Below are 20,019 nucleotides of genomic sequence, written 5' to 3' on the forward strand. Positions count from 1 at the left end.
GAGTGTGTTACTCGCCCTTGGCCTTCGCGATGATCTCCTCGGCGACGTTCCGCGGAACCTCGGCGTAGGAGTCGAACTGCATCGAGTAGCTTGCGCGACCCGACGTCTTGCTGCGGAGGTCGCCGACGTAGCCGAACATCTCCGACAGGGGCACCAGGCCCTTGACGACGCGGGCACCGGCCCGCTCCTCCATGGCCTGGATCTGACCACGGCGGGAGTTGATGTCGCCGATGACCTCACCCATGTAGTCCTCGGGCGTGGTGACCTCGACGGCCATCATCGGCTCGAGCAGCACGGGGCTGGCCTTGCGCGCGGCCTCCTTGAAGGCCTGCGAACCGGCGATCTTGAACGCGAGCTCGGAGGAGTCCACCTCGTGGTAGCCACCGTCGAGCAGGATCACGCGCACGCCGGTCATCTCGTAACCGGCGAGGATGCCGAACTGCATGGCCTCCTGCGCACCGGCGTCGACCGAAGGGATGTACTCCTTCGGGATACGACCACCGGTCACCTTGTTCACGAACTCGTACGAGGCGTCGCCGCCCTCGATCGGCTCGATCGCGATCTGCACCTTCGCGAACTGGCCGGTACCGCCAGTCTGCTTCTTGTGCGTGTAGTCGACCCGGTCGACCGCCTTGCGGATGGTCTCGCGGTAGGCGACCTGCGGCTTGCCGACGTTGGCCTCGACCTTGAACTCACGGCGCATACGGTCGACCAGCACCTCGAGGTGCAGCTCGCCCATGCCACCGATGATGGTCTGGCCGGTCTCCTCGTCCGAGTGGACCTGGAACGACGGGTCCTCTTCGGCCAGGCGCTGGATCGCGATGCCCAGCTTCTCCTGGTCGCCCTTCGACTTGGGCTCGATGGCGACCTGGATGACCGGAGCCGGGAAGTCCATGGACTCCAGGATCACGGGCTGCTTGTCGTCGCACAGCGTCTCGCCGGTCGTGGTCTGCTTCAGACCCATGACGGCGACGATGTCGCCGGCGCCGACCGACGCGATCTCCTCACGCTTGTTCGCGTGCATGCGGTAGATCTTGCCGATGCGCTCCTTCTTGCCCTTGACGGAGTTCAGCACGGCGGTGCCGGACTCCAGGCGGCCCGAGTAAACCCGGACGAAGGTGAGCTTGCCGAGGTGCGGGTCGCTCATGATCTTGAACGCCAGCGCCGACAGCGGCTCGTCGTCGGACGGCTTGCGCTTGACGATCTCCTCCGGGTCCTTGACGTCGTGGCCCTCGATGGCCTCGACGTCCAGGGGGGAGGGGAGGTAGCGCACGACCGCGTCGAGCAGGGGCTGAACGCCCTTGTTCTTGAACGCGGTGCCACAGAACACCGGGGTGACCGTGGTGTCGTTGGACTTGCCGGACGCGATGGTGATGCGACGGATCGCGGCGTACAGCTGCTCCACGGAAGGCTCCTGGCCCTCCAGGTACAGCTCCATGATCTCGTCGTCGTTCTCGGCGACGGTCTCGACGAGCTTGCCGCGGTACTCCTCGGCAGCCTCGGTGTGGGTGGCCGGGATGTCGACCACGTCGTACATCTCGCCCTTCTCCGCCTCGGCGGACCACACGAAGGCCTTCATCGTGACCAGGTCGACGACGCCCTTGAAGTCGGCCTCGGCACCGATCGGCAGCTGCATGACGATCGGCTGCGCGCCGAGGCGGCTGCTGATCATGTCGACGCAACGGTGGAACTCGGCACCGGTCCGGTCGAGCTTGTTGACGAAGCAGATACGCGGGACGCCGTAGCGGTCCGCCTGACGCCAAACGGTCTCGGACTGGGGCTCGACACCCGCGACGCCGTCGAACACCGTCACGGCACCGTCGAGCACGCGCAGCGAACGCTCCACCTCGACGGTGAAGTCGACGTGGCCCGGGGTGTCGATGATGTTGATGGTGTGGTCGACATCGGCAAGCGGCCAGTGACAGGTGGTGGCAGCAGAGGTGATCGTGATGCCACGCTCCTGCTCCTGCTCCATCCAGTCCATCGTGGCGGCGCCGTCGTGGACCTCACCGATCTTGTAGGAGACGCCGGTGTAGAACAGGATCCGCTCGGTGGTGGTCGTCTTGCCCGCGTCGATGTGGGCCATGATCCCGATGTTGCGGACCTTGGCCAGGTCAAGTGAAGTGGTAGCCATAAGGCTTTCGTCTTCTCTCGGTCTCGATGTGGGTAGCGACTACCAGCGGTAGTGCGCGAAGGCCTTGTTGGACTCGGCCATCTTGTGGGTGTCCTCGCGCTTCTTCACAGCGGCGCCGAGGCCGTTGGACGCGTCGAGAAGCTCGTTGAGGAGGCGCTCGGTCATGGTCTTCTCGCGACGGGCGCGGGAGTAACCGACGAGCCAGCGCAGCGCCAGGGTGCTCGCGCGACCCGGCTTGACCTCGATCGGGACCTGGTAGGTCGCGCCACCGACACGGCGGGACTTGACCTCGATGGTCGGCTTGATGTTCTCGAGAGCGCGCTTCAGCGTGATGACCGGGTCGTTACCGGTCTTCTCGCGCAGGCCCTCCATGGCGCCGTAGACGATGCGCTCGGCGGTGGAGCGCTTGCCGTTCAGCAGCACCTTGTTGATGAGCGACGTGACAAGAGGAGAACCGTAGACCGGGTCGATGATGACCGGGCGCTTCGGGGCAGGGCCCTTACGAGGCATTGTTTACTTCTCCTTCTTGGCGCCGTAGCGGCTGCGGGCCTGCTTGCGGTTCTTGACACCCTGGGTGTCAAGCGAACCGCGGATGATCTTGTAGCGAACACCGGGCAGGTCCTTCACACGGCCACCACGCACGAGCACGATGGAGTGCTCCTGCAGGTTGTGTCCCTCACCCGGAATGTAAGCAGTGACCTCGATACCGCTGGTCAGACGCACACGCGCGACCTTACGCAGGGCCGAGTTCGGCTTCTTCGGGGTGGTCGTGAACACACGCGTGCAGACGCCGCGACGCTGGGGCGAACCCTCGAGTGCGGGCGTCTTGTTCTTCTCGACCTTGTCCTGCCGGCCCTTCCGGACCAGCTGCTGGATCGTAGGCACTACTTCTCCGGTTTCTGTGTGCCGAATGGTGAAGCTAACCTGGAACTTCGCCGACCCACGCGGTCGGGTGTGTCGGATCCGGCGGACTTCCGCCGCGAGGCAGGAAGAGGCGCAGATCACGGTGGCCGCTAGCTAGGCCCCGTGTGCGGTTGAAGACACGCACGAGGGCCAGGGCACACCCCAGGCACAAGGTCTGAGCGTACCTAGCGCATTCACTCCGGTCAAAACAGAAGCCCCGCCCCCGACACGCCGGACGTTTACGAGCGCCGCCCCAGCCCCTGTGATACCGGCGCCGCAGGGTCCGCGGAACCTCCCGGCGGCGACGCCGGGGACGGCACGGTCGGGCCGCCGCCGGCCCGGAACGGCCCCTTCGCGGCGTCCGCCCCCGTGTCGTGACCGATGAAGTACGTCGGACGGTTCTGCACGGCCGTGTAGATGCGGCCGACGTACTCCCCCAGCAGGCCCACGCAGACCAGCTGGACCGCGCCGATGAACAGCACGCCGATGAAGAGGGACGTCCAGCCGGGGACCGTGTGCTGGAAGGCGTGGGCGCTCAGGGTGTAGATCATCAGGGCCAGGCAGACCAGGAACGCGAAGCCGCCCAGCCAGGTGGCGATGCGCAGGGGCGCCGCCGAGAAGCCCGTGACGCTGTCGACGGCCAGCCGGATCATCCGGCCGAGGGGGTACTTGCTCTGGCCCGCCGGCCGCGGGGCCCGTTCGTAGCGGACCTCGCCGCTGGGGAAACCCAGCCAGGGCACCAGGAGGCGGTAGACCCGCTGCTGGTCCGGCAGGGCCTTCAGGGCGTCCACCGCGGCCCGGCTCAGCAGCCGGAAGTCACCGGCCTGGGCCGGCACCGACGGCCCGGCGAGCCGACGGACGAGCCGGTAGTACAGGCCCGCCGTCCACCGCTTGAAGCCGGTGTCGCTGGCCCGGTCGGCGCGGATGCCGTAGACGATGTCGAGGCCCTCGGTGCGGGCCAGCGCGAGCATCTCGGGAATCTTCTCGGGCGGGTCCTGGAGGTCGGCGTCGATACTGACGACGTACGCGCCGTGCGCCCGGTCCAGGCCCGCGGTGAGGGCGGCCTGGTGGCCCGAGTTGCGGCGCAGGCCGATGACCCGCAGTTCCGGCCAGCCGAGCCGGAAGGCGGCCAGCAGCTCGGCCGTGCGGTCGGTGCTGCCGTCGTCGACCGCGACCACCTCGTAGCCGACGCCGAGATCCGCCAGGACCGGGCGCAACCGGCTGACCAGCGCGGGAAGAACCTCTTCCTCGTTGTACATGGGTATGACGACCGACAAGACGGTCGCCGTGGCCGTGGTGTTCGGCGCTTCGGTCACCCGTCCTCCCCCAACCTGTGGCGCACATGTGCGACTCTGTTGCGATCTTATGACCACACTCTTATGACCACACTTCACGATCATCCGGACAACCGTGCCGCCCCTGGTGTCCGGCGATCGGCCGAGGGGGGACCCCAGCGATGAGCACGGCTTCCAGCGACACGGCGACGGACCCCGCCGTGCCCGACGGGCCGGTGGAGCGCTCGCCGAGACTGCGCCGCCTCACCCTGCCGGACGGTGTACGACCGTACCTCGCTCCGCTGCTCCTCTACGGCGTCACGAAGCTCGTGGGCCTGACCGTGTTCGCCTGGCTGCTGGAGTCGGCCGACGAATACCAGAAGAAGAACCCGCGTTTCGGCGGCGGCGCCCACTGGTGGGACGTCCTGGCCACCTGGGACGGCTGGTGGTACCTCCAGGTCGCCGAGAAGGGGTACGACCCCCGCCCGCTGGAGCAGCTCGCCCCGGGCGGGCTGTTCACCGTCAAGCAGAACTCGGTCGCCTTCTTCCCGCTCTACCCGGGCCTGATCCGCGGCGTCTCCGAGATCACCGGGCTGGGGCTGTACGGCTCCGGGATCCTGGTCTCGGTGCTCGCCTCCTTCGTCGCGGCCGCCGGCATCTACGCCGTGATCTCGACGCTCGCCGGGGTGCGGGCGGGCACGATCGCGGCCGGGCTGTGGGCGGTGGTACCCGGCGCGGGCGTGGAGTGGGCGGTCTACTCGGAGTCGCTCTTCGTCGCCATCGCCGCCTGGTGCTGCTACTGCGTGATGAAGCGGCGGTGGGTCGCGGCGGGGCTGCTCGCCTTCGTGGCCGGGCTCAACCGGCCGACCTCCGCCGCGCTCATCGGCGCGGTCGGACTGGCCGCGATCGTCGCCCTGGCCCGGCGGGAGAGCAGGCGCGAGCACGGGATCTCGGGACCCCTGTACGCGATGTTCGCCGCGCCGCTCGGCCTGCTCACCTACGTCACCTGGGTCGGCCTCAGCATGGGCGACCTCACCGCGTACTTCACGCTCCAGCGCGAGGGCTGGGCCCACTACTTCGACTTCGGCTCCTACACCCTCGACGTGCTGGGCAACACGGCGATCGGTCGCCACAACTACCTGTTCGCGTTCTCGGTCCCCGACCTCCTCGGCGTCCAACTGGTGCTGGCGCTGCCCTTCCTGATCGCGCTGATGCTCCGCAAAAAGCCGCCGCTGGTGCTGGTCGCGTACACCCTGGCGAGCGTGATCACCGTGCTGGGCACCCAGCAGATGTTCGGCAACACGGGGCGCTACCTGCTGCCGGTCTTCCCGCTGCTGCTGGCCCCGGCAGCGGCACTGAGCCGGCTGAAGTGGCCGAGCCTGGCGGTGTTCTTCGGGACGGCGGCCCTCGCGTCGGGGTGGTACGCGCACTACGTGATCTTCGAGTTGGGCATTCCGTAGACCCGGTGCGGTGATCCGGTGCGGTGATCCGGTGCAGTGACCCGGTCTGGTGATCCGGTGCGGTGAAGGGGCCGGAGGTCACCGGGCCCGGCGGGTGGCGCGTTCGGCGGCGAACACGTCCTCCAGCCGGAAGAGCTGGGCCCGCCCCGCCTTGCCGGCCGGTTCGAGATGCCCCAGCTGGACCCACTTGCGAATGGTGGCGGGGGCCACACCGACCTCCTGGGCCGCGAGAGGGCCGGGAATCAGGGTCGGCCGCCCGGCGGTGCGTCGGTCGGCGGTGCGTCGGTCGGCGGTGCGTCGATCCGCGGTGTGTCGATCCGCGGTGTGTCGGTCGGCGGTGCTCATGCGCGCGCCCACTCCCCCTCGTCCCAGGTGTGCCGGTAGGCCGGGTCGTCGTGGCAGCCGCAGTCCGGTTCCGGGCAGCGGCAGGCCGGATTGACGCAGAGGACGGCCGCGCGGTCGGGGAACGCGCGCAGGGAGACGGAGTCGCACCAGGGGCAGCGGCCGGCGACCCGGACGACGGTCTCGGTGTCGCCCAGCGCGCGGGCGCAGCGGCGGGCCATCCGGCGGGTCTCGTCGCGTACATGCGCGGCCAGGACGGTGTCGGCGGCCACGCGGTCGAGGAGGGACGCGATCCGGCGCAGCCGCTCGGGCACGGAGGCGCGGCGCGGACGGGGCAGTCCGAGCCGGTCGCGTACCGCCTCCTCCAGTTCGAGCACACCGTCGGTGATGTCACGGATGGCGTCGGAGACATGCAGGCGCAGCGGGGCCGCGCCGTGGCCGGGCGCCACGAGGCCGTGCCGCTGCCGGAGCAGCAGCTGTTCCTCGCGCTCCTCGCGCAGGCGGGCGCCGAGATCGGCGGGAGGCCGCGACGCGGCGGGGCGGTGGGCGGGGGTCGTGCGGCCGGGCACCAGTTCCGTGGACAGCTCGGGGAACTGCTGGAGAAGGGTGCCGATCCAGAGGACGGCCTGGGCGGTGGGGCGGTCCTGACAGCCGTCAGCCACGGGTGCCTCCCTGGGCCGGGAGGTGGGCGAGGCCGACGGCCGGGGCCGGGGCCGGCGGGAGGAGATGCGCGGGCACGGGGACCGGGCGGCCGGAGCGCCAGAGACGGCCGCCGCAGACGCCGTCGAACCAGTTGTCGGCCGGTGCCACCGCCTCCTCGCAGGCCCGTCGCACGCGACAGCCGGAGCAGGCCCGGAGCGCGGGGGCGGCGACCTTGGCCTTCTTGGAGAAGACGACCCGCGGGGAGAGCCCGGTACAGGCGGCCGCGGACTGCCATCCGGGGGCTGATGGGCAGGAACTCGTTTCGGGCATGGACATGGGACCCCCCTGGGTTCGTGAACGAGCCGTACTGGGTGAACGTCCTCCAGACTTACAGATTGCGTGCGCGCCCGCAACGAAATTCAGACAGGTGAAGGCTCGCGGCGTCCCCCGAATCTCCACGAACCGCACAAACTTTCCTCAGTGCTTGCTCGAGAGCACGTAATTCCGCGCGCGCAAGCAAGCTAAACTCTTGCCCACCCCCGAAGGAAGAGAGAAAGACATGACCAACCAGGGCTTGGACGCATTCGCCGCGTGGGTCGAAGACCTCATGCGCGAACGCGGCTACGACATCGACAGTCCACGCGGCGGCGGCAAGTCGAGAATCGCGGACGAGGCCGGCGTGCACCGCGCCGCGGTCACCCGTCTGCTCCAACGGCAGAGCATGCCGGACCTGGAGACCACCCGCAGGCTCGCCCGCGTGCTCGGGGTGCCGGTCCGCGACATGCTCATCCGCTCCGGCCGGCTGACCGCGGAGGAACTGGCCGACCCGCACGACTACCTGGCCTCGCCCGCGCCCAGCGCGGATTTCGGCCGCCGCCCCACGCTGGAGGAGGTCGCCGAACTGCTGGGCGTGCCCGCCGACCGGCGCGAGATGTTCGTCAGGGTGGTGGAGCAGTTCCTGCCGAGCGAGGCCGAGGCCGAGGTGACGCAGGTGCGTGAGGACCGGCGGGTCCTGGTGGAGACGGCCGCGGCCGCACCCACCGCCGACTGACCGAGCCGCACCACCGAGCCGAACCACCGGTACATGTCACACCGGTCGCATGCCACACCAGTCGCATGCCGCACCGGTCGCACGGCGTACCGGTCGCGATGTCGTGCCGGATCCGATCGAGGGGCACCCGTGGGCCGACGGGGGCTCCGGTCGACGGCGCTGCGGCTCGCCCGCATTTCGGCCGACGCCGGCACTCGCCAACTCCTTACGCCTGCAGTCCCCCTTACGCCTTACGCCTGCATGCCCTCTTACGCCTGCATGCCCCTCTGGCTCTCCCCCTCTCCCCCTCCCCCTCCCCTCACCCTCCCGCCCCTCGCCCTCCTCTCGCCCCTCCTGGCCTGCGCTCCCGCCCCTCCCGTATCTCCTTTCCCATCTCCCTCGCCGTTTTAGTTGCGTGCGCGCACGCTCGTCTGTCACAGTTGGTGCAGCGGCGGAGCTGTGCCCGCGAGCCCCGAGTGGGCCGCACCCGCCGCCGTACGCCGGGCCGAGGCGCCGCGCGCCTCCCCTTCCCCGCCCCCGCGCGGCGCCCGCCCGGCGACTTCCCCTTCTTCACGGCGAGGTGACCCGGCATGACCACACCCACCCCACCGAGCGCCTTCCCGGACGTCGAGGCCCTGGTCGTCGACATCCTGGAGGCCGACTCGGCGCTCTCCACGGCGCTCGTCGCCGTCGAACCGCCCGCGAACTTCGACGGCACGACCGCCGCCGTCCTCGTCAACCGGCGCGGCGGCGCGTGGATCGGCGAGCTGCACGTCGACCAGCCCCTGATCGAGCTGGAGGTGTACGGCCCGACCAAGCAGGCCGCGCACGTCCTGGCCAACGCCGCCCGCCGCGCGCTGCTGGCCGCGGCCGGCAACCGGTACGGCACGAACCTCATCACCGAGGTGGAGGAGCAGGACGGCCCGCGCTGGCTGCCCGACTACCTCTACTCCGCGGCCAACCGCTACGTCGGCGTGCTCAAGGTGTTCCTGGACGTCCACTGAGACGTCCACCGAGACGTCCAGCGAGACGTCCAGCGGGCCGACCACCGAGACACCCGCCGGACATCCGCCGACGCACCCCGCGCGGGCGGTTCCCGTTCCGCGCCCCACCGACCGAAGGCCCCGCCGTCCGCACGGCGGGGCCTTCGCCGTACCCGGAGCGCTTGTCCACCGGGCGACGGCACCCAGCACCACCGCACCACTCCACACCCCGTCACACCCCTCTATAAGGAGACCCACCCATGGCAGGAACCAACTCCTCCGAGATCCGCATCGCAGGCGTCGGCCGGCTCTACGTCGCCGCCGCCGACACCAAGGTTCCGACGACCTTCTCCACCGACCCGTCCACCGACTGGGCCACCGGTTGGAAGAACCTCGGCTTCACCTCCGGTGAGGGCGTCACCTTCAGCAAGAAGGACAAGCTGGAGCCGGTCGACGTGTGGCAGGCCGTGAGCCCGGTGCACTTCGTGTACTCGGACCGCGATCTGACCCTGAAGTTCTCGCTGATGCAGTTCAACGAGGACACGCTGCCGTTCTTCATGGGCGGCGGCGCGGTCGAGGCGGTCACCGGCTCGACCGGCGTCTACAAGTACGAGATCGCCGACCGCCCGTACGCCGATGTGCGCGCCCTCGGCCTGGAGTTCACGGACGTCCGCGCCTCCGACGGCGCCACGGTGACCTACCGCTTCGGTGTTCCGCGCGGCCAGGTCACGGCGGCGGACGACATCAAGCTGGCCCGCAAGTCGGCGGCCCAGCTCGGCATCACCTACACGGCGATGGCCGCCGCCGACGGTTCGGCGCTGGCCAGCTTCGTGATGAAGGACGCCGCGTACGCCGCGTCCTGACCCACCGGGGCGGGGCGGGTCGACCGGCCCCGGCCGACCCGACCCGCCCCGCCCCGGATCCGCACCGCTTTTCCGCAGACCCAAGGCCCGGCCCAAGGCCCACGGCCCACGGCCCAAGACCCACGGCAAAAGTCCCAAGGACCCAAGGAGCACCCATCGCCATGGCCCGTTTCGACGTCAACGCCGCCCGCGCCCAGCGCCTCGAAGCCCTCGGCCGTACCTGGTCGTTCGAGCTGGACGACGAGAGCTTCACCCTGCCCACGGAGCTGACCCGCGCCACCGCGAAGGCGCTGCGCGAGCTCGACGACAACGACGTGGACGGGCTGCTCGGGCTGCTCATGGGCGAGCAGCAGTTCGCTCGCTTCGAGCGGCACGAGGTCACCATGCAGGACATCGCGGCGATCCTGGAGGCCTACGGCAAGGAGACCGGGCTCGGCCTGGGGGAAGGCTGAGCCTCGTCGGGTTCGTCGACGAACACGCCGAGGCCCTCGAAGCGGACCTGCTCCGCTATTACGGGATCGATCTGCTCGACTGGCACCGTGAGCGCCTCTCCGCGCGGCGGCTCGCGGTGCTCGTCAAGCAGTTGCCGCGCGACAGCGCGCTGAACCGCGAACTGCACGGCGAGGCCGCCGAGTGGTCGGTGACCGACCATCTGCTGGCCGCCGTCGTGGACCATCTGGCGGCCGCCAACTGGATGTTCGCCTGCGTCAACTCGGAGGAGGGGGACCAGCCGGACGCCCCGGCTCCGGTGCCGCGTCCGACGGAACCGGCCGAGAACGGCACCTACGGCGCGGGCGACGCGTACGAGGAGCAGGAGGACCACGGGGTGCACGAGGGGTACGAGGAAGCCGGCGAGCGTTCCCCGGGCGTCGGGCGGTCGGCCCCGGGGTCGGTTCCCACGGCGGACGGGTCACGGGGACCCGTGCCGGACGAGGCGCCGTCGGCGTTCCAACTGGCCCGCTTCTTCGGCTGATCCGCCCGGTTACCCCGTTTCCCGGTCGCCCGGCTACCCCGTTTCCCGGTTACCCCGTTTCCCGGTCGCCCGTCGGACGGTCGGTCATGGCGTGCCCGTCGGCTCCCTCAGCGGGAGCCCGACGGGCCGTTCTGCTCGTCCCGGCGCCGGCCGCCGGCCCGGCCCTCCAGTTCGTCCGCGAGGGCCCGGGCTCTGTCCGAAAGCAGCCGGGGCCGGGGTTCGTCGCGCACGCCCTGCGGCTCGACCGGCTCGACCGGTTCCGGCCGCTCGACGTCGTCCGTCTGCTCGGACTGCTCAGCCCGCTCAGTCTGCTCGAGCTGCTTGGGCTGCTCGGGCTGCTCGGGCTGCCCAGTCCGTTCGGGCCGCTCAGTCCGTTCGGGCCGCTCCCGCGGTGGCCGTTCCGCGGTCCCGGTGCCGTCCGGCCTGCGTGCCCTCTCCCGTCCGGTGGCTCCGATCTCGCCGGGCAGGGCCAGTGGGGGCACGCTCGGCCGGCCGTTGCGCCGGACCACCGGCCGCCGGTCGGAGGGCATGACGCGCTTCCCCCGCACCTCACGTGCGGAGAGCAGGATGTCCCCCTCGGCGCCGGAGCCGACCTCGGCCCCACCGGCCCCACCGGCCTCGCCCGCACCGTCGGCCTCGTCCTCGACGTCCCCGTCCTCCTCGTGCGGCCCCCTGGCCGGGCCGCTCGCGCTCGTCGGCCCGATCCGGCTCGTCGTCCCGACAACGTTGGCCGCGTCCGGATCGCCGTACGGAGCCTCCGCGCTCCCGTCCGTCTCCGCTGCCGGGGAAGGCGACGGCACCGGGGTTCCGTCCGCCACCGAACGTTCCCGTTCGCCGCGTTCCTCCACGCGCGTCCATGCGGAGGGAGGGCGCAGCAGTTCGACATAGGGAAGCGGAATGACCTCGCCGCCGCGCTCGTGCTCGCGCTCCCCCTCGGCCCGTCGGGCCCGGCGGGGACGGTGGCCGGTGCGGGCGTCCTCCTGGCCCTGGAGGTAGGCAGCGGTGATCCGCTCCTCGTACGCGCGGCGGATCGCGGGCAGCTGTTCGTCGACCACGTCGGCCCAGCCCGCGCTGTACGCGGCCAGTTCCCGCCGGTCGAGTTCGCTGCGGGGAAGGACCACCAGGTCTTCCGGTTCATGGCCGAGCAGGAGGACCAGCTCCGAGACACGGGCGATGAGATGCGGCAGATCGGAGGCCTGTTCGAGCCAATCGATCACATGCTCGCGCCGCACGTTGCTCGCGTCCCCGTCCACCCCGTAGGCCTTGCCCTCGTCCCCTGAGCCCCATCGCGCCCCCGCGCGAGGACGGCTGCCCGTCGCCGTCCACCGTCGTCTGGCGGTCACTCAGTTCCCTTGCGGAGCGCCGCTGTTCACCTTTTCGTATCCGACGGGAGAACGGCCGGATCCTACTCCACGAACCTGGGCGGCACTTCGGCCGCACCCGGCATTACCGCAGGTCCCGACCGCTGAACGACGGGCGCTCCTCGCCAAACACGGAACGACACCACAGGATTACTCGTACACTAGTTCGAACACGCGTTTCGAACGCCCCAGAGGCGCCACCTGTACCACAGCCCAGCGGACAGACCGGAAAGCAGGCCGACATGGTGACTGGCACGAGCAACTCCCCGAAGCAGCCGATCGACACCTACACCCGCCTCGCCCACCTCCTGCACACCACGCCCCCCGACCGCGAGGCCCTGCTCGACCGGGTGTACGAGGAACTGCTCGCCCGGGAGTCCCGCGCCTACGCGGCCGGCTGGTCGGACGCCCTGACGGAGGCACGGCGGGTGCAGCGCTGCCGCCGAGGCCGGTCCTGACGACTGCCGCACCTGTCGTGCCCACAGCGAGTACGGTCCCGGCATGACGATCGAGAGGCTGGGCGGCGCCCTCGTCGCCGCCATAACCGGCACCCTCTGCCTGGTGTTCGCGTTCCAGGTCCTGAGCCGATGCCGCCTGCGGTTGCGCGGCGTCAGGACGACCGCGGAGCTGGTCCGCTTCCGCACCGCCACGGAGGAGGACGGCCACGAGCTGTACTTCCCCGTGGTGACCTTCGCACTGCCCAACGGCACCAAGATGACGGCCGAGTCGAGCGAAGGCATCCGCAATCCGCCCCGAGGCGTGCAGGAGGGCGACCGAACCGAGATCCTCTACGACCCGGCGGCGCCAGGCGTCTTCACCCTCCCCGCCCTCCTGCCGGGGCGGCTCAGGACGACCGAGATCCTCTACCTGTGCGTCGGCTGCCTCAGCCTGGCCGTCATCACGTGGCGGATCCTGGCGGACACATTCTGAGGACACCCCCATACCCGTCACATCCGAAGAGGGCCCGGCTCCTGCAGCCGGGCCCTTCTTGTCGTCCACGGAGGACACATGGCGCAGCGAGACCTCAAACAGCTCGATACGGATCTCCAGACGGCCGAGAACAGCATCACCGCCATCAAGAACGAACTCGGGGCGGTCCCGTCGGGCAACACCCGCACCATCCTGTTCCGGATCGGCGAGCTGGAGAAGCTGTCGGCGACCGTGACCCGAATCGAAACGAACGTCGTCGCCACCGACGCCGCCGTCACACAGCTGAAGGAGAAGTTCAAGGAATTCCGCTGGATGGTGCTCGGCCTCGCCGTCAGCCTCCAGCTCTTCAAGCTGGACATCCAGGCCTTCAAGCTCGATATCACCCTCTTCAAGGAGTGGAAGAAGAACGACGTCATCGCCGGCGCCAAGGCATCGCCCACGTACCTGAAGGCGCTTTTCAGCAAGCAGGCCAGGGACGCACTGGCTGCGGAGAAGCAGCGGAAGAAGGACGAGAAAAAGCTCAAGAGTGATCTCGAGAAGGCCCTCAAGGGAATTCCGGGGCGAGTCGACAGAATCGAGCAGTCGATCAAGCCGAGCACTCTGCGCTCGCATTTTGACACCGTCTACTTTCAGAAGTCGAAAGCGCAGCCGATCTACCAGGGAATTCGTGCGGCACGGACAGAAGCGGACAAGGCCAACCAGGCTATCGACGTTCTTCGCAACAAGCTCAAAGCCGCCGGAAACGCGGGTAGTCCGAATGCGAAACCGCCGAAGAACGCGAAGAAGGACGTCACGGACCTCAGGGCCTCAGTCAAGGATCTGAGCGAAGCCCTCGCGGGCATCTGAGCGCCACAGCGAAAGGATCACAAACGGATGTCTCTCGTTCGAGCACTCGACAGATCGACTTCCGGGCTCAAGAACTTCCAGAGCCAGGCGAGTTCGGCCGGCACCGCCGTGAAGGGCGTCGGCGACAAGGCGAAGTCCGGGGAAGGGCAGCTCAAGCAGCTCAAAACCGCCGCCCAGGGCGCCGAAAAGGAACTGAAGGACCTCAAGACCGCCTCCGACCAGGCCGAGAAGTCGCTCGGCAAGGCCGGGAAGACCGGGTCCAGTGCCGGTACGAATCTCGGCAAGTACGAGACCGGCGCGAGCAAGGCGGCCAAGGGCCAGGACAAGATGAACAAGTCGATGAAGGGCAACTTCTTCGGCATGCTCATGGACCTGCTCCGGCCGCTGATCGAGAAGGTCGTCGACATGGCGGCCAACTCCAAGACCATGCAGAAGGTCATGAAGACGGCCTTCGAGGTCATCAAGTCCGTGATCGGCACCGTCATGAAGGCCATCGGGCCGATCATGAAGAACGCGGCCAAGCTCATCAAGTCGGTGTGGACCGGCATCAAGACGGCGATCTCGGCCGTCGTCAAGGCCGTCGCCACGGTGATCAAGACCTACGTCGCCATCTGGAAGAAGGTCATCACCACCGCGCTGAACGCGATCAAGACGGTCGTCTCCGGCGTCTGGAAGGGCATCAAGGCCGTCATCTCGCCGGTCGTCAACTGGGTCAAGTCCGCGATCCCGAACGCCTTCAAGGCCGTCAAGGACAAGCTGTCCAGCATCTGGGGCGGCCTCAAGGGCATCGCGGGCCGCGCCTTCGACGGCATCAAGAGCGCGGTGAAGGGCCCGATCAACGCGGTCATCGGCCTCATCAACCGCGCGATCGGCGCCCTCAACGGCATCAAGGTGTCGATCCCGGGCTGGGTCCCGGGCGTCGGCGGCAAGACCTTCGGCGTCAGCCTGCCGAGGATCCCGATGCTGGCCACCGGCGGTGTCGTCATGCCCCGCTCCGGCGGTGTCCCCGCGATCCTCGCCGAGGCCGGTGAGGCGGAGGCCGTCCTGCCGCTGAGCAAGCTGGACCGGCTGCTGCGACGGGCCGCCGCCCAGGGCCCGGCATTCGCCGGAACCGCCGGGACCGGCGGCGCGCTGCACATCGAGCACTACTACGCGGCCGAGAGCAGCAGCCCGCAGCGGACCGCCGACGCGCTGATGTTCCTGGCGAAGGCACGCGGATGAGCGCCGCCGCACTGCCTGCGGGAGGCGGGGCGGCCGACCTGTTCGCCGGGGTGACACCGGCTCTCGGGGCCTTCCGGTCCCGGCTGGGACAGAACACCGCCGCGGCGCGCTCTCTGGCCGGCCGGATCAAGAGTGCCGCCACCGGCGTCGACGCCGTCCGTTCCGCCGCTTCCCAGGGCGCCACCGCCGTACGTCAGGTCAAGACCGGCGCCGACGCCGCGAGCCGCTCCGTCACGAAGACCGGGCAGACCGCCACCGCCGCCGCCACCGGCATCAAGTCGGCCGGCACCCGGGCCAAGGGCGCCGGCAAGTCGCTCGGCACCCTGAACTCCGCGTTCGGCGGTGTCCTCGCCATCGTCGGTGCGCTGATCGAGGCCTCCGGCGTGCTCGGCGACCTCATGGGCGCCTTCGGCACCGCCATGACCATCGGCTCCGGCGTGATGCTGATCATCAACGCCCTCACCCGCGCCAACCCCATCGGGTTCGTCACCGGCCTGCTCCTGCCCGTCGCCGGCTGGCTGATCGATCTCGCGCTCAACTCCGAGACCGGGCAACGGCTGATGGAGCAGCTCGCCACCCTCGTACTGAAGTACGTCGAGGGCTATCTGACCGTCATGACGCCGCTGCTCAAGGGCATCGCGAGCGCGGTGAACACGTACGTCACCGGATACCTGGCCGTCATCACCACCGCGCTCACCGTCATCGGCACGCTCCTCGGTACCGGCTTCGCCGTCATGAAGGCGCTGACCACCGGGGACACCCGGGCGCTCAGCGGCAAGGTGTCGTCGGTCTGGCGGGGGTTCAAGGACGCCGTGCGGCCGGCGCTGGAGTGGATCACCAGGGACGTCCCCCGGATGTTCACCCGGATCAAGGAGGCCACCTCCCGCACCCTCGACGCGATGGGCAGGTTCGTGACGACCGGCACCCAGACCGTCGCCGGTGTGGTCAAGGGGCCGATCCAGGGACTCATCGCCTTCGCCAACTGGGTCATCGACGGGCTCAATTCCCTGAGCTTCTCGATCCTCGGCAAGAAGTTCGGCATCCACCTGGACAAGATCCCGATGCTCGCGGAGGGCGGCATCGCCGTCCCCGGCGCCTCGAGGGGCGCCGGCCGGGTGCTGCCGCTGACCACCCTGGAGCGGCAGCGCGTGCTCGCCCGGCGACGCCGGGCATCGACGTCACAGCAGCCCCACCGGGTCAAGGAGTTCCACGAGAGCGCGCGCACGGGCGCCCGCGGCACCGCGGAGGACCTGCTCTTCCTGGCCGCGGCCCACGCATGCGCCTGAACCCGCGGCCCACGCACGCACCTGAACCGCCACGCGAACCCGCACCCGGGCACGCAGCCGCACCCACGCATGAGCCCGCGGCCGCACCCGCACCCGCACCCATCCATGAGCCGACAGCCGCGCCCACCCAGGAGCCCGCGCACCAGCCCTCACCCGTGCCCGCAGCCGAGCCGCACACAAACCCGACCGCACCAGCTCGCCCACAAGCCCGTACACAAGGAGTGAGGTGACGGCCCGATGGCCGAGATCACGACAACCGCATACACAGACGATGTGGCCCCCGGCTCACTCATCACCCGCGACGGGCAGATGCAGTGGGCCGGACTGCTGATGGGTCCCGGCACCTCCTACGAGATCGACCGCGGCGGCCTCAGCGGCTGGGAGGACCTGCCGGAGTACGACTCCTCCGACGCCGACCACCCCACCGCGCACGGCGCCTGGCCGGGCGCCCGCTACGCCAAGCCGCGCAAGGTCGGCGGCACGGTGTGGACCGTCCCGGCGCAGGACGACGCCGCCTCCTCGCTCACCGCCACCCGTGTCCTGCGCCAGGCGCTGCTGCTCGGCGACGCGGAGCGCTGGCTCGCGGTGCGGCTGCACGGCGAGACGCTGGCCGTAAGGGCCCGGGTCAGTCAGCGGGTGCTGGCCGCCGACCGGACGTACACCACCCAGGGCGTCTCCCGGGCGTCCGTGCAGTGGTACGCCACCGACCCGCGCCGCTACTCGGTCACCGAGCAGACCGCCGTCACCGGCGCCCCGCAGCCGGAGAGCGGTCTGACCTGGCCGCTGACCTGGCCGCTGTACTGGGGGCAGGCGGCCTCCACCGGGGACGTCAACGCCGACAACGGCGGCTCCGCACCCACCCATCCGGTGATCACCTTCACCGGCCCGTGCGCCAACCCGACGGTGACCGACCGGACTTCGGCGCAGCGGCTGCGCTACGAGATCGCGCTGGCCTCGGGCGACGAGCTCGTCGTCGACACCGCCGCCGGCACGGTCACCCTCAACAGCACCGCCTCGCGCCGGCACACCGCGGCCGCGGACAGCAGCCCCGAGGAACTCTTCGCGTTCGCCCCCGGCCGCGCGCAGTTGGCCTTCCGACCCGACACCTACGGCTCCGGCGCCCAGATGACGGTGCGCTGGCGAGAAGCGGAGTGGTGACCCCATGACCGTGCGAGCCGCCTGGCTCACGGAGACCGGCCAGACCCGGGAGGACACCCGGGTCACCCTGTCCGGACTCCTCACCCCGAACGCCCTGGTCGCGGAGAACATCCCGCTCAAGGCCCGCGGCGGTATCGTCCCCGGCGGCTTCGCGCTCAGCGGCGCCACCGGGGGCATGACCCTCACGATCGGCACCGGCCGCGCCTTCGTCCAGGGCGGCCGGACCAACCAGGGCACCTACGCCGTGGCGGTGACCGAACCCGAGAGCCTGACGATCGAGGACGGCGACCCCGCGCACCAGCGGATCGACCTGGTCGAACTCGTCGTCCAGGACAGCACCTACGACGGCACGGCGGACACCGTGGCACGCGTCCGCCTGGTCAAGGGCACCCCCGCGGCCTCACCCCAGCAGCCGGTCGGTCCCGACGGCAGCACCCTGCCGCTCTACCGGATCCTGGTGCCCGCCGGGGCGTCGGCCGGCTCTGGCGGACTGGCCTGGAACTCCGCCGTCACCAACCTGCGCTACGCCACGGTGGCCCTCGGCGGCATCGTCCCCGCCGCCGGCTTCAGCGGCGCGTACGCCGGCCAGTACCGCGACAACGCCGGCGTCCTGGAGCGCTGGGACGGCACCGCCTGGGTCGCGTACCCCAAGGGCGTCGGCGGGATCCCGCCGGCCGGCACCCTGACCGCGGGCAGCTACGCCGGCCAGTACCAGGAGGACCCCACCGGTCCGCTCCAGCGCTGGAACGGCAGTGCCTGGGTCGCTTACCCGAAGTCCGTCGGCGGCATCGCCCCCGCCGGCACCGTCGCCACCGGTGGATACCCCGGCCAGTACCGCGAGGACTCCGCCGGTCTGCTCCAGCGCTGGAGCGGCTCGGCCTGGAGCTACGCGGAGGGCCGCACGACCCTGCTGCTCAGCGTCTCGCAGACCAGCATGCAGTCCGTGGCCCACAACACGTGGACGCAGATCACCATGGCGAGCACCGACGTGGACGACGCGGCCGGCTGGTCGGGGTCCAACACCTACACGGTGCCGAGGGCCGGCTGGTGGCGGGTGGCGGGCAACGTCACCTGGTACACGGAGTCCACCTCGGGTGCGCGCGGCGCACGGATCTACCTCAACGACGGCGGAGTCGCGCGCGCCACCTGGCTGATCGGAGCGGGCCCCGGCGCGACCTCGGTCGGCGGCAGCGCCCTGATCAGGTGCGCCGCCGGCGACAAGCTCGCGCTCTACGGGCTGCAGAGCTCCGGCTCGACCATCAGCACCCTCGGCGGTTCCGGCTACTACACCAACCTCACCGCCGAATGGCTCAGGTCCTGACGTGTCCTGACGGACCCTCACCTCACCCCCGCCCCTCCGGAGTTCGCCTCCGAAGACCACAGGAGACCAGCAGATGAACCTGCGCAGCTCATGGGTGGCCGAGACCGGCCAGACCCGCGAGGACACCCGTCTGACCCAGCTCGGCGCGACCACCCCGGCCAACCCGCTGGACGTCCGCTCCGGCATCCTGCCCGGCTCCTACGACGGCCAGTACCGCCTCTCGGGCTTCTGGATGGAGGGCGGCGCGGGCACCATGACCGCCACGGTCCACGAGGGCCGGGCCGTCGTCCAGGCCGACAGCAACCAGGGCGCCTACCCGGTCACGCTGGCCGAGCCGATCACCCTCACCTTCGCCGACGGCGACGCCTCCTACGGCCGGATCGACGTCGTCGTCCTGCGCGTCTACGACGACCTGTACGACGACTCGGGCTTCACCAAGGCCGCCGTCGAGATCGTCCGCGGCACGCCGGCGGCCACCCCCGTCGTGCCCGCCCTCCCGGAGATCGCGCTGCCGGTCTACCAGGTGTCCGTCCGGGCCGGCATCAGCGCCGGCAAGGGCGGGATCAACTGGAGCACCGACGTGACCGACCTGCGCACGCCCACCGTCGCGGTCGGCGGCATCCTGCCCGTCTACGGCGACACCGGCAACGGCGCCTACCCGGGCCAGTACCGCGACTCCGGCGGCGCCCTCCAGCGCTGGGACGGCTCCGCCTGGGTGTCCTACCCCAGCGCCCTGGGCGGCATCGCCCCCTCCGGCACCGTCACCACGGCCAGTTACAACGGCCAGTACCGCGACACCCCCGCCGGGCTCCAGCGCTGGAACGGCACCGCCTGGGTGACGTACCAGCCGGTCCCGACCTGGACGAACTACACGCCGGTCTGGCGCTGCGAGACCGGCGTGGCGCCCGTCCTCGGCAACGGCACGCTGGCCGGGGCGTACGTGAAGACGGGCACCGTCGTCACCTTCCGGATCTACCTCAAGATCGGTTCGACGACGAACCTGTCCGCCCAGTCCGCCGACGGCGACTGGACCTTCTCGCTGCTGGCCGCACCGGTCTCCACCGCCTGGAAGCTGGACGGACGCGTGCTGAACGCGGAGGCCTTCGACGACTCCGCCATCCTGATGTACCAGGGCAGCGGGCTCCTCGCGGTGGCAAACGGCGGAGTCGTCCGCTCGCTGCGCGACACCCTCAAGACCGGCACCAGCCCGTGGGACAAGTCCGCGCCGTTCGCCTGGGCCGTCAACGACATCCTCTCCATCCACGGCACCTACGAGTCGGCCTCCTGACGAA

22 protein-coding genes are annotated in these 20,019 nt (G+C 70.2%); 14 read left to right on the forward strand and 8 right to left on the reverse strand.

Annotated elements, in window-relative coordinates:
• Window positions 1-7: 7 nt before the first annotated feature.
• The 4 genes from fusA to OG933_RS18510 form a co-directional block, all read right to left on the reverse strand.
• Entirely contained in the window at window positions 8-2,134 is a 2,127-nt protein-coding gene (gene fusA, locus OG933_RS18495; RefSeq protein ID WP_020132640.1) for an elongation factor G, read from the reverse strand.
• A gap of 39 nt (window positions 2,135-2,173) precedes the next feature.
• The gene (gene rpsG, locus OG933_RS18500) at window positions 2,174-2,644 is read right to left on the reverse strand and encodes a 30S ribosomal protein S7 (protein ID WP_020132641.1); all 471 of its coding nucleotides are present in this window, start codon (window positions 2,642-2,644) and stop codon (window positions 2,174-2,176) included.
• Window positions 2,645-2,647: 3 nt separating this feature from the next.
• Window positions 2,648-3,019 carry a 30S ribosomal protein S12 gene (rpsL, locus tag OG933_RS18505; RefSeq protein ID WP_003948652.1) on the reverse strand — a complete coding sequence of 124 codons (372 nt, stop codon included), beginning with the start codon at window positions 3,017-3,019 and terminating at the stop codon, window positions 2,648-2,650.
• A gap of 257 nt (window positions 3,020-3,276) precedes the next feature.
• Window positions 3,277-4,296, reverse strand: coding sequence for a glycosyltransferase family 2 protein (locus OG933_RS18510; RefSeq protein ID WP_405633429.1), 1,020 nt, complete (start codon window positions 4,294-4,296; stop codon window positions 3,277-3,279).
• Between the two features lie 197 nt (window positions 4,297-4,493).
• Between OG933_RS18510 and OG933_RS18515 the strand changes: the two genes are divergently transcribed.
• A complete protein-coding gene (locus OG933_RS18515) occupies window positions 4,494-5,771 on the forward strand; it encodes a hypothetical protein (RefSeq protein WP_405627876.1) in 1,278 nt (425 codons plus the stop codon).
• A gap of 78 nt (window positions 5,772-5,849) precedes the next feature.
• Here OG933_RS18515 and OG933_RS18520 read toward each other — a convergent pair whose 3' ends face one another.
• The 3 genes from OG933_RS18520 to OG933_RS18530 are packed head-to-tail and all read right to left on the reverse strand — an operon-like array spanning window position 5,850 to window position 7,091.
• Entirely contained in the window at window positions 5,850-6,116 is a 267-nt protein-coding gene (locus OG933_RS18520; protein WP_405633719.1) for a hypothetical protein, read from the reverse strand.
• On the reverse strand, window positions 6,113-6,775 hold the full coding sequence (locus tag OG933_RS18525) for a hypothetical protein (protein WP_405627877.1): 663 nt from the start codon (window positions 6,773-6,775) through the stop codon (window positions 6,113-6,115). The genes OG933_RS18520 and OG933_RS18525 overlap by 4 nt, the downstream gene beginning before the upstream one ends.
• Window positions 6,768-7,091 carry a WhiB family transcriptional regulator gene (locus tag OG933_RS18530; RefSeq protein WP_405627879.1) on the reverse strand — a complete coding sequence of 108 codons (324 nt, stop codon included), beginning with the start codon at window positions 7,089-7,091 and terminating at the stop codon, window positions 6,768-6,770. The genes OG933_RS18525 and OG933_RS18530 overlap by 8 nt, the downstream gene beginning before the upstream one ends.
• Window positions 7,092-7,314: 223 nt before the next feature.
• Between OG933_RS18530 and OG933_RS18535 the strand changes: the two genes are divergently transcribed.
• From OG933_RS18535 to OG933_RS18555, 5 genes are all read left to right on the forward strand, one after another.
• Window positions 7,315-7,806, forward strand: a complete 492-nt coding sequence (locus OG933_RS18535) for a helix-turn-helix transcriptional regulator (RefSeq protein WP_362517879.1) — start codon at window positions 7,315-7,317, stop codon at window positions 7,804-7,806.
• Window positions 7,807-8,375: 569 nt separating this feature from the next.
• Window positions 8,376-8,789, forward strand: coding sequence for a hypothetical protein (locus tag OG933_RS18540; protein ID WP_362517882.1), 414 nt, complete (start codon window positions 8,376-8,378; stop codon window positions 8,787-8,789).
• A gap of 239 nt (window positions 8,790-9,028) precedes the next feature.
• Window positions 9,029-9,631: a hypothetical protein gene (locus tag OG933_RS18545; protein ID WP_020132649.1), complete on the forward strand. Its 603-nt coding sequence runs from the start codon at window positions 9,029-9,031 to the stop codon at window positions 9,629-9,631.
• Between the two features lie 161 nt (window positions 9,632-9,792).
• The gene (locus OG933_RS18550; protein WP_054238774.1) at window positions 9,793-10,083 is read left to right on the forward strand and encodes a hypothetical protein; all 291 of its coding nucleotides are present in this window, start codon (window positions 9,793-9,795) and stop codon (window positions 10,081-10,083) included.
• 116 nt (window positions 10,084-10,199) lie between these two features.
• Window positions 10,200-10,604: a hypothetical protein gene (locus OG933_RS18555; protein ID WP_405627881.1), complete on the forward strand. Its 405-nt coding sequence runs from the start codon at window positions 10,200-10,202 to the stop codon at window positions 10,602-10,604.
• Window positions 10,605-10,711: 107 nt separating this feature from the next.
• On the opposite strand, the gene OG933_RS18560 is transcribed toward OG933_RS18555, so the two are convergent.
• Window positions 10,712-11,947: a hypothetical protein gene (locus OG933_RS18560; RefSeq protein WP_405627883.1), complete on the reverse strand. Its 1,236-nt coding sequence runs from the start codon at window positions 11,945-11,947 to the stop codon at window positions 10,712-10,714.
• 260 nt (window positions 11,948-12,207) lie between these two features.
• Between OG933_RS18560 and OG933_RS18565 the strand changes: the two genes are divergently transcribed.
• The 8 genes from OG933_RS18565 to OG933_RS18600 all read left to right on the forward strand — a co-directional run bounded on the left by OG933_RS18565 (window position 12,208) and on the right by OG933_RS18600 (window position 20,015).
• On the forward strand, window positions 12,208-12,423 hold the full coding sequence (locus OG933_RS18565; RefSeq protein ID WP_362517888.1) for a hypothetical protein: 216 nt from the start codon (window positions 12,208-12,210) through the stop codon (window positions 12,421-12,423).
• A gap of 43 nt (window positions 12,424-12,466) precedes the next feature.
• Window positions 12,467-12,895: a DUF3592 domain-containing protein gene (locus OG933_RS18570; RefSeq protein WP_405627884.1), complete on the forward strand. Its 429-nt coding sequence runs from the start codon at window positions 12,467-12,469 to the stop codon at window positions 12,893-12,895.
• A gap of 78 nt (window positions 12,896-12,973) precedes the next feature.
• On the forward strand, window positions 12,974-13,741 hold the full coding sequence (locus tag OG933_RS18575; RefSeq protein ID WP_405627885.1) for a hypothetical protein: 768 nt from the start codon (window positions 12,974-12,976) through the stop codon (window positions 13,739-13,741).
• A 27-nt stretch (window positions 13,742-13,768) separates the two neighbouring features.
• Window positions 13,769-14,962, forward strand: coding sequence for a phage tail protein (locus tag OG933_RS18580; RefSeq protein ID WP_362517897.1), 1,194 nt, complete (start codon window positions 13,769-13,771; stop codon window positions 14,960-14,962).
• Window positions 14,959-16,248: a tape-measure protein gene (locus OG933_RS18585; protein WP_405627887.1), complete on the forward strand. Its 1,290-nt coding sequence runs from the start codon at window positions 14,959-14,961 to the stop codon at window positions 16,246-16,248. The genes OG933_RS18580 and OG933_RS18585 overlap by 4 nt, the downstream gene beginning before the upstream one ends.
• Window positions 16,249-16,485: 237 nt before the next feature.
• Window positions 16,486-17,406, forward strand: coding sequence for a phage distal tail protein (locus OG933_RS18590; RefSeq protein ID WP_054238895.1), 921 nt, complete (start codon window positions 16,486-16,488; stop codon window positions 17,404-17,406).
• A gap of 4 nt (window positions 17,407-17,410) precedes the next feature.
• Complete coding sequence (locus tag OG933_RS18595) at window positions 17,411-18,727, forward strand: hypothetical protein (RefSeq protein WP_405627890.1); 1,317 nt, start codon at window positions 17,411-17,413, stop codon at window positions 18,725-18,727.
• 73 nt (window positions 18,728-18,800) lie between these two features.
• A complete protein-coding gene (locus OG933_RS18600; protein ID WP_405627891.1) occupies window positions 18,801-20,015 on the forward strand; it encodes a hypothetical protein in 1,215 nt (404 codons plus the stop codon).
• Window positions 20,016-20,019: the final 4 nt, after the last annotated feature.

Source organism: Streptomyces sp. NBC_00016 (assembly GCF_045040885.1).
In the GTDB taxonomy this organism is placed as follows: Bacteria; Actinomycetota; Actinomycetes; order Streptomycetales; family Streptomycetaceae; genus Streptomyces; species Streptomyces coriariae.

Bases quoted from the DNA above. Each gene is read 5' to 3' on its own strand.
- fusA (WP_020132640.1), bottom strand. From the start codon at position 2,134: ATGGCTACCACTTCACTTGACCTGGCCAAGGTCCGCAACATCGGGATC.
- rpsG (WP_020132641.1), bottom strand. From the start codon at position 2,644: ATGCCTCGTAAGGGCCCTGCCCCGAAGCGCCCGGTCATCATCGACCCG.
- OG933_RS18510 (WP_405633429.1), bottom strand. From the start codon at position 4,296: ATGTACAACGAGGAAGAGGTTCTTCCCGCGCTGGTCAGCCGGTTGCGC.
- OG933_RS18515 (WP_405627876.1), top strand. From the start codon at position 4,494: ATGAGCACGGCTTCCAGCGACACGGCGACGGACCCCGCCGTGCCCGAC.
- OG933_RS18520 (WP_405633719.1), bottom strand. From the start codon at position 6,116: ATGAGCACCGCCGACCGACACACCGCGGATCGACACACCGCGGATCGA.
- OG933_RS18530 (WP_405627879.1), bottom strand. From the start codon at position 7,091: ATGTCCATGCCCGAAACGAGTTCCTGCCCATCAGCCCCCGGATGGCAG.
- OG933_RS18535 (WP_362517879.1), top strand. From the start codon at position 7,315: ATGACCAACCAGGGCTTGGACGCATTCGCCGCGTGGGTCGAAGACCTC.
- OG933_RS18540 (WP_362517882.1), top strand. From the start codon at position 8,376: ATGACCACACCCACCCCACCGAGCGCCTTCCCGGACGTCGAGGCCCTG.
- OG933_RS18545 (WP_020132649.1), top strand. From the start codon at position 9,029: ATGGCAGGAACCAACTCCTCCGAGATCCGCATCGCAGGCGTCGGCCGG.
- OG933_RS18550 (WP_054238774.1), top strand. From the start codon at position 9,793: ATGGCCCGTTTCGACGTCAACGCCGCCCGCGCCCAGCGCCTCGAAGCC.
- OG933_RS18565 (WP_362517888.1), top strand. From the start codon at position 12,208: ATGGTGACTGGCACGAGCAACTCCCCGAAGCAGCCGATCGACACCTAC.
- OG933_RS18570 (WP_405627884.1), top strand. From the start codon at position 12,467: ATGACGATCGAGAGGCTGGGCGGCGCCCTCGTCGCCGCCATAACCGGC.
- OG933_RS18575 (WP_405627885.1), top strand. From the start codon at position 12,974: ATGGCGCAGCGAGACCTCAAACAGCTCGATACGGATCTCCAGACGGCC.
- OG933_RS18580 (WP_362517897.1), top strand. From the start codon at position 13,769: ATGTCTCTCGTTCGAGCACTCGACAGATCGACTTCCGGGCTCAAGAAC.
- OG933_RS18585 (WP_405627887.1), top strand. From the start codon at position 14,959: ATGAGCGCCGCCGCACTGCCTGCGGGAGGCGGGGCGGCCGACCTGTTC.
- OG933_RS18590 (WP_054238895.1), top strand. From the start codon at position 16,486: ATGGCCGAGATCACGACAACCGCATACACAGACGATGTGGCCCCCGGC.
- OG933_RS18595 (WP_405627890.1), top strand. From the start codon at position 17,411: ATGACCGTGCGAGCCGCCTGGCTCACGGAGACCGGCCAGACCCGGGAG.
- OG933_RS18600 (WP_405627891.1), top strand. From the start codon at position 18,801: ATGAACCTGCGCAGCTCATGGGTGGCCGAGACCGGCCAGACCCGCGAG.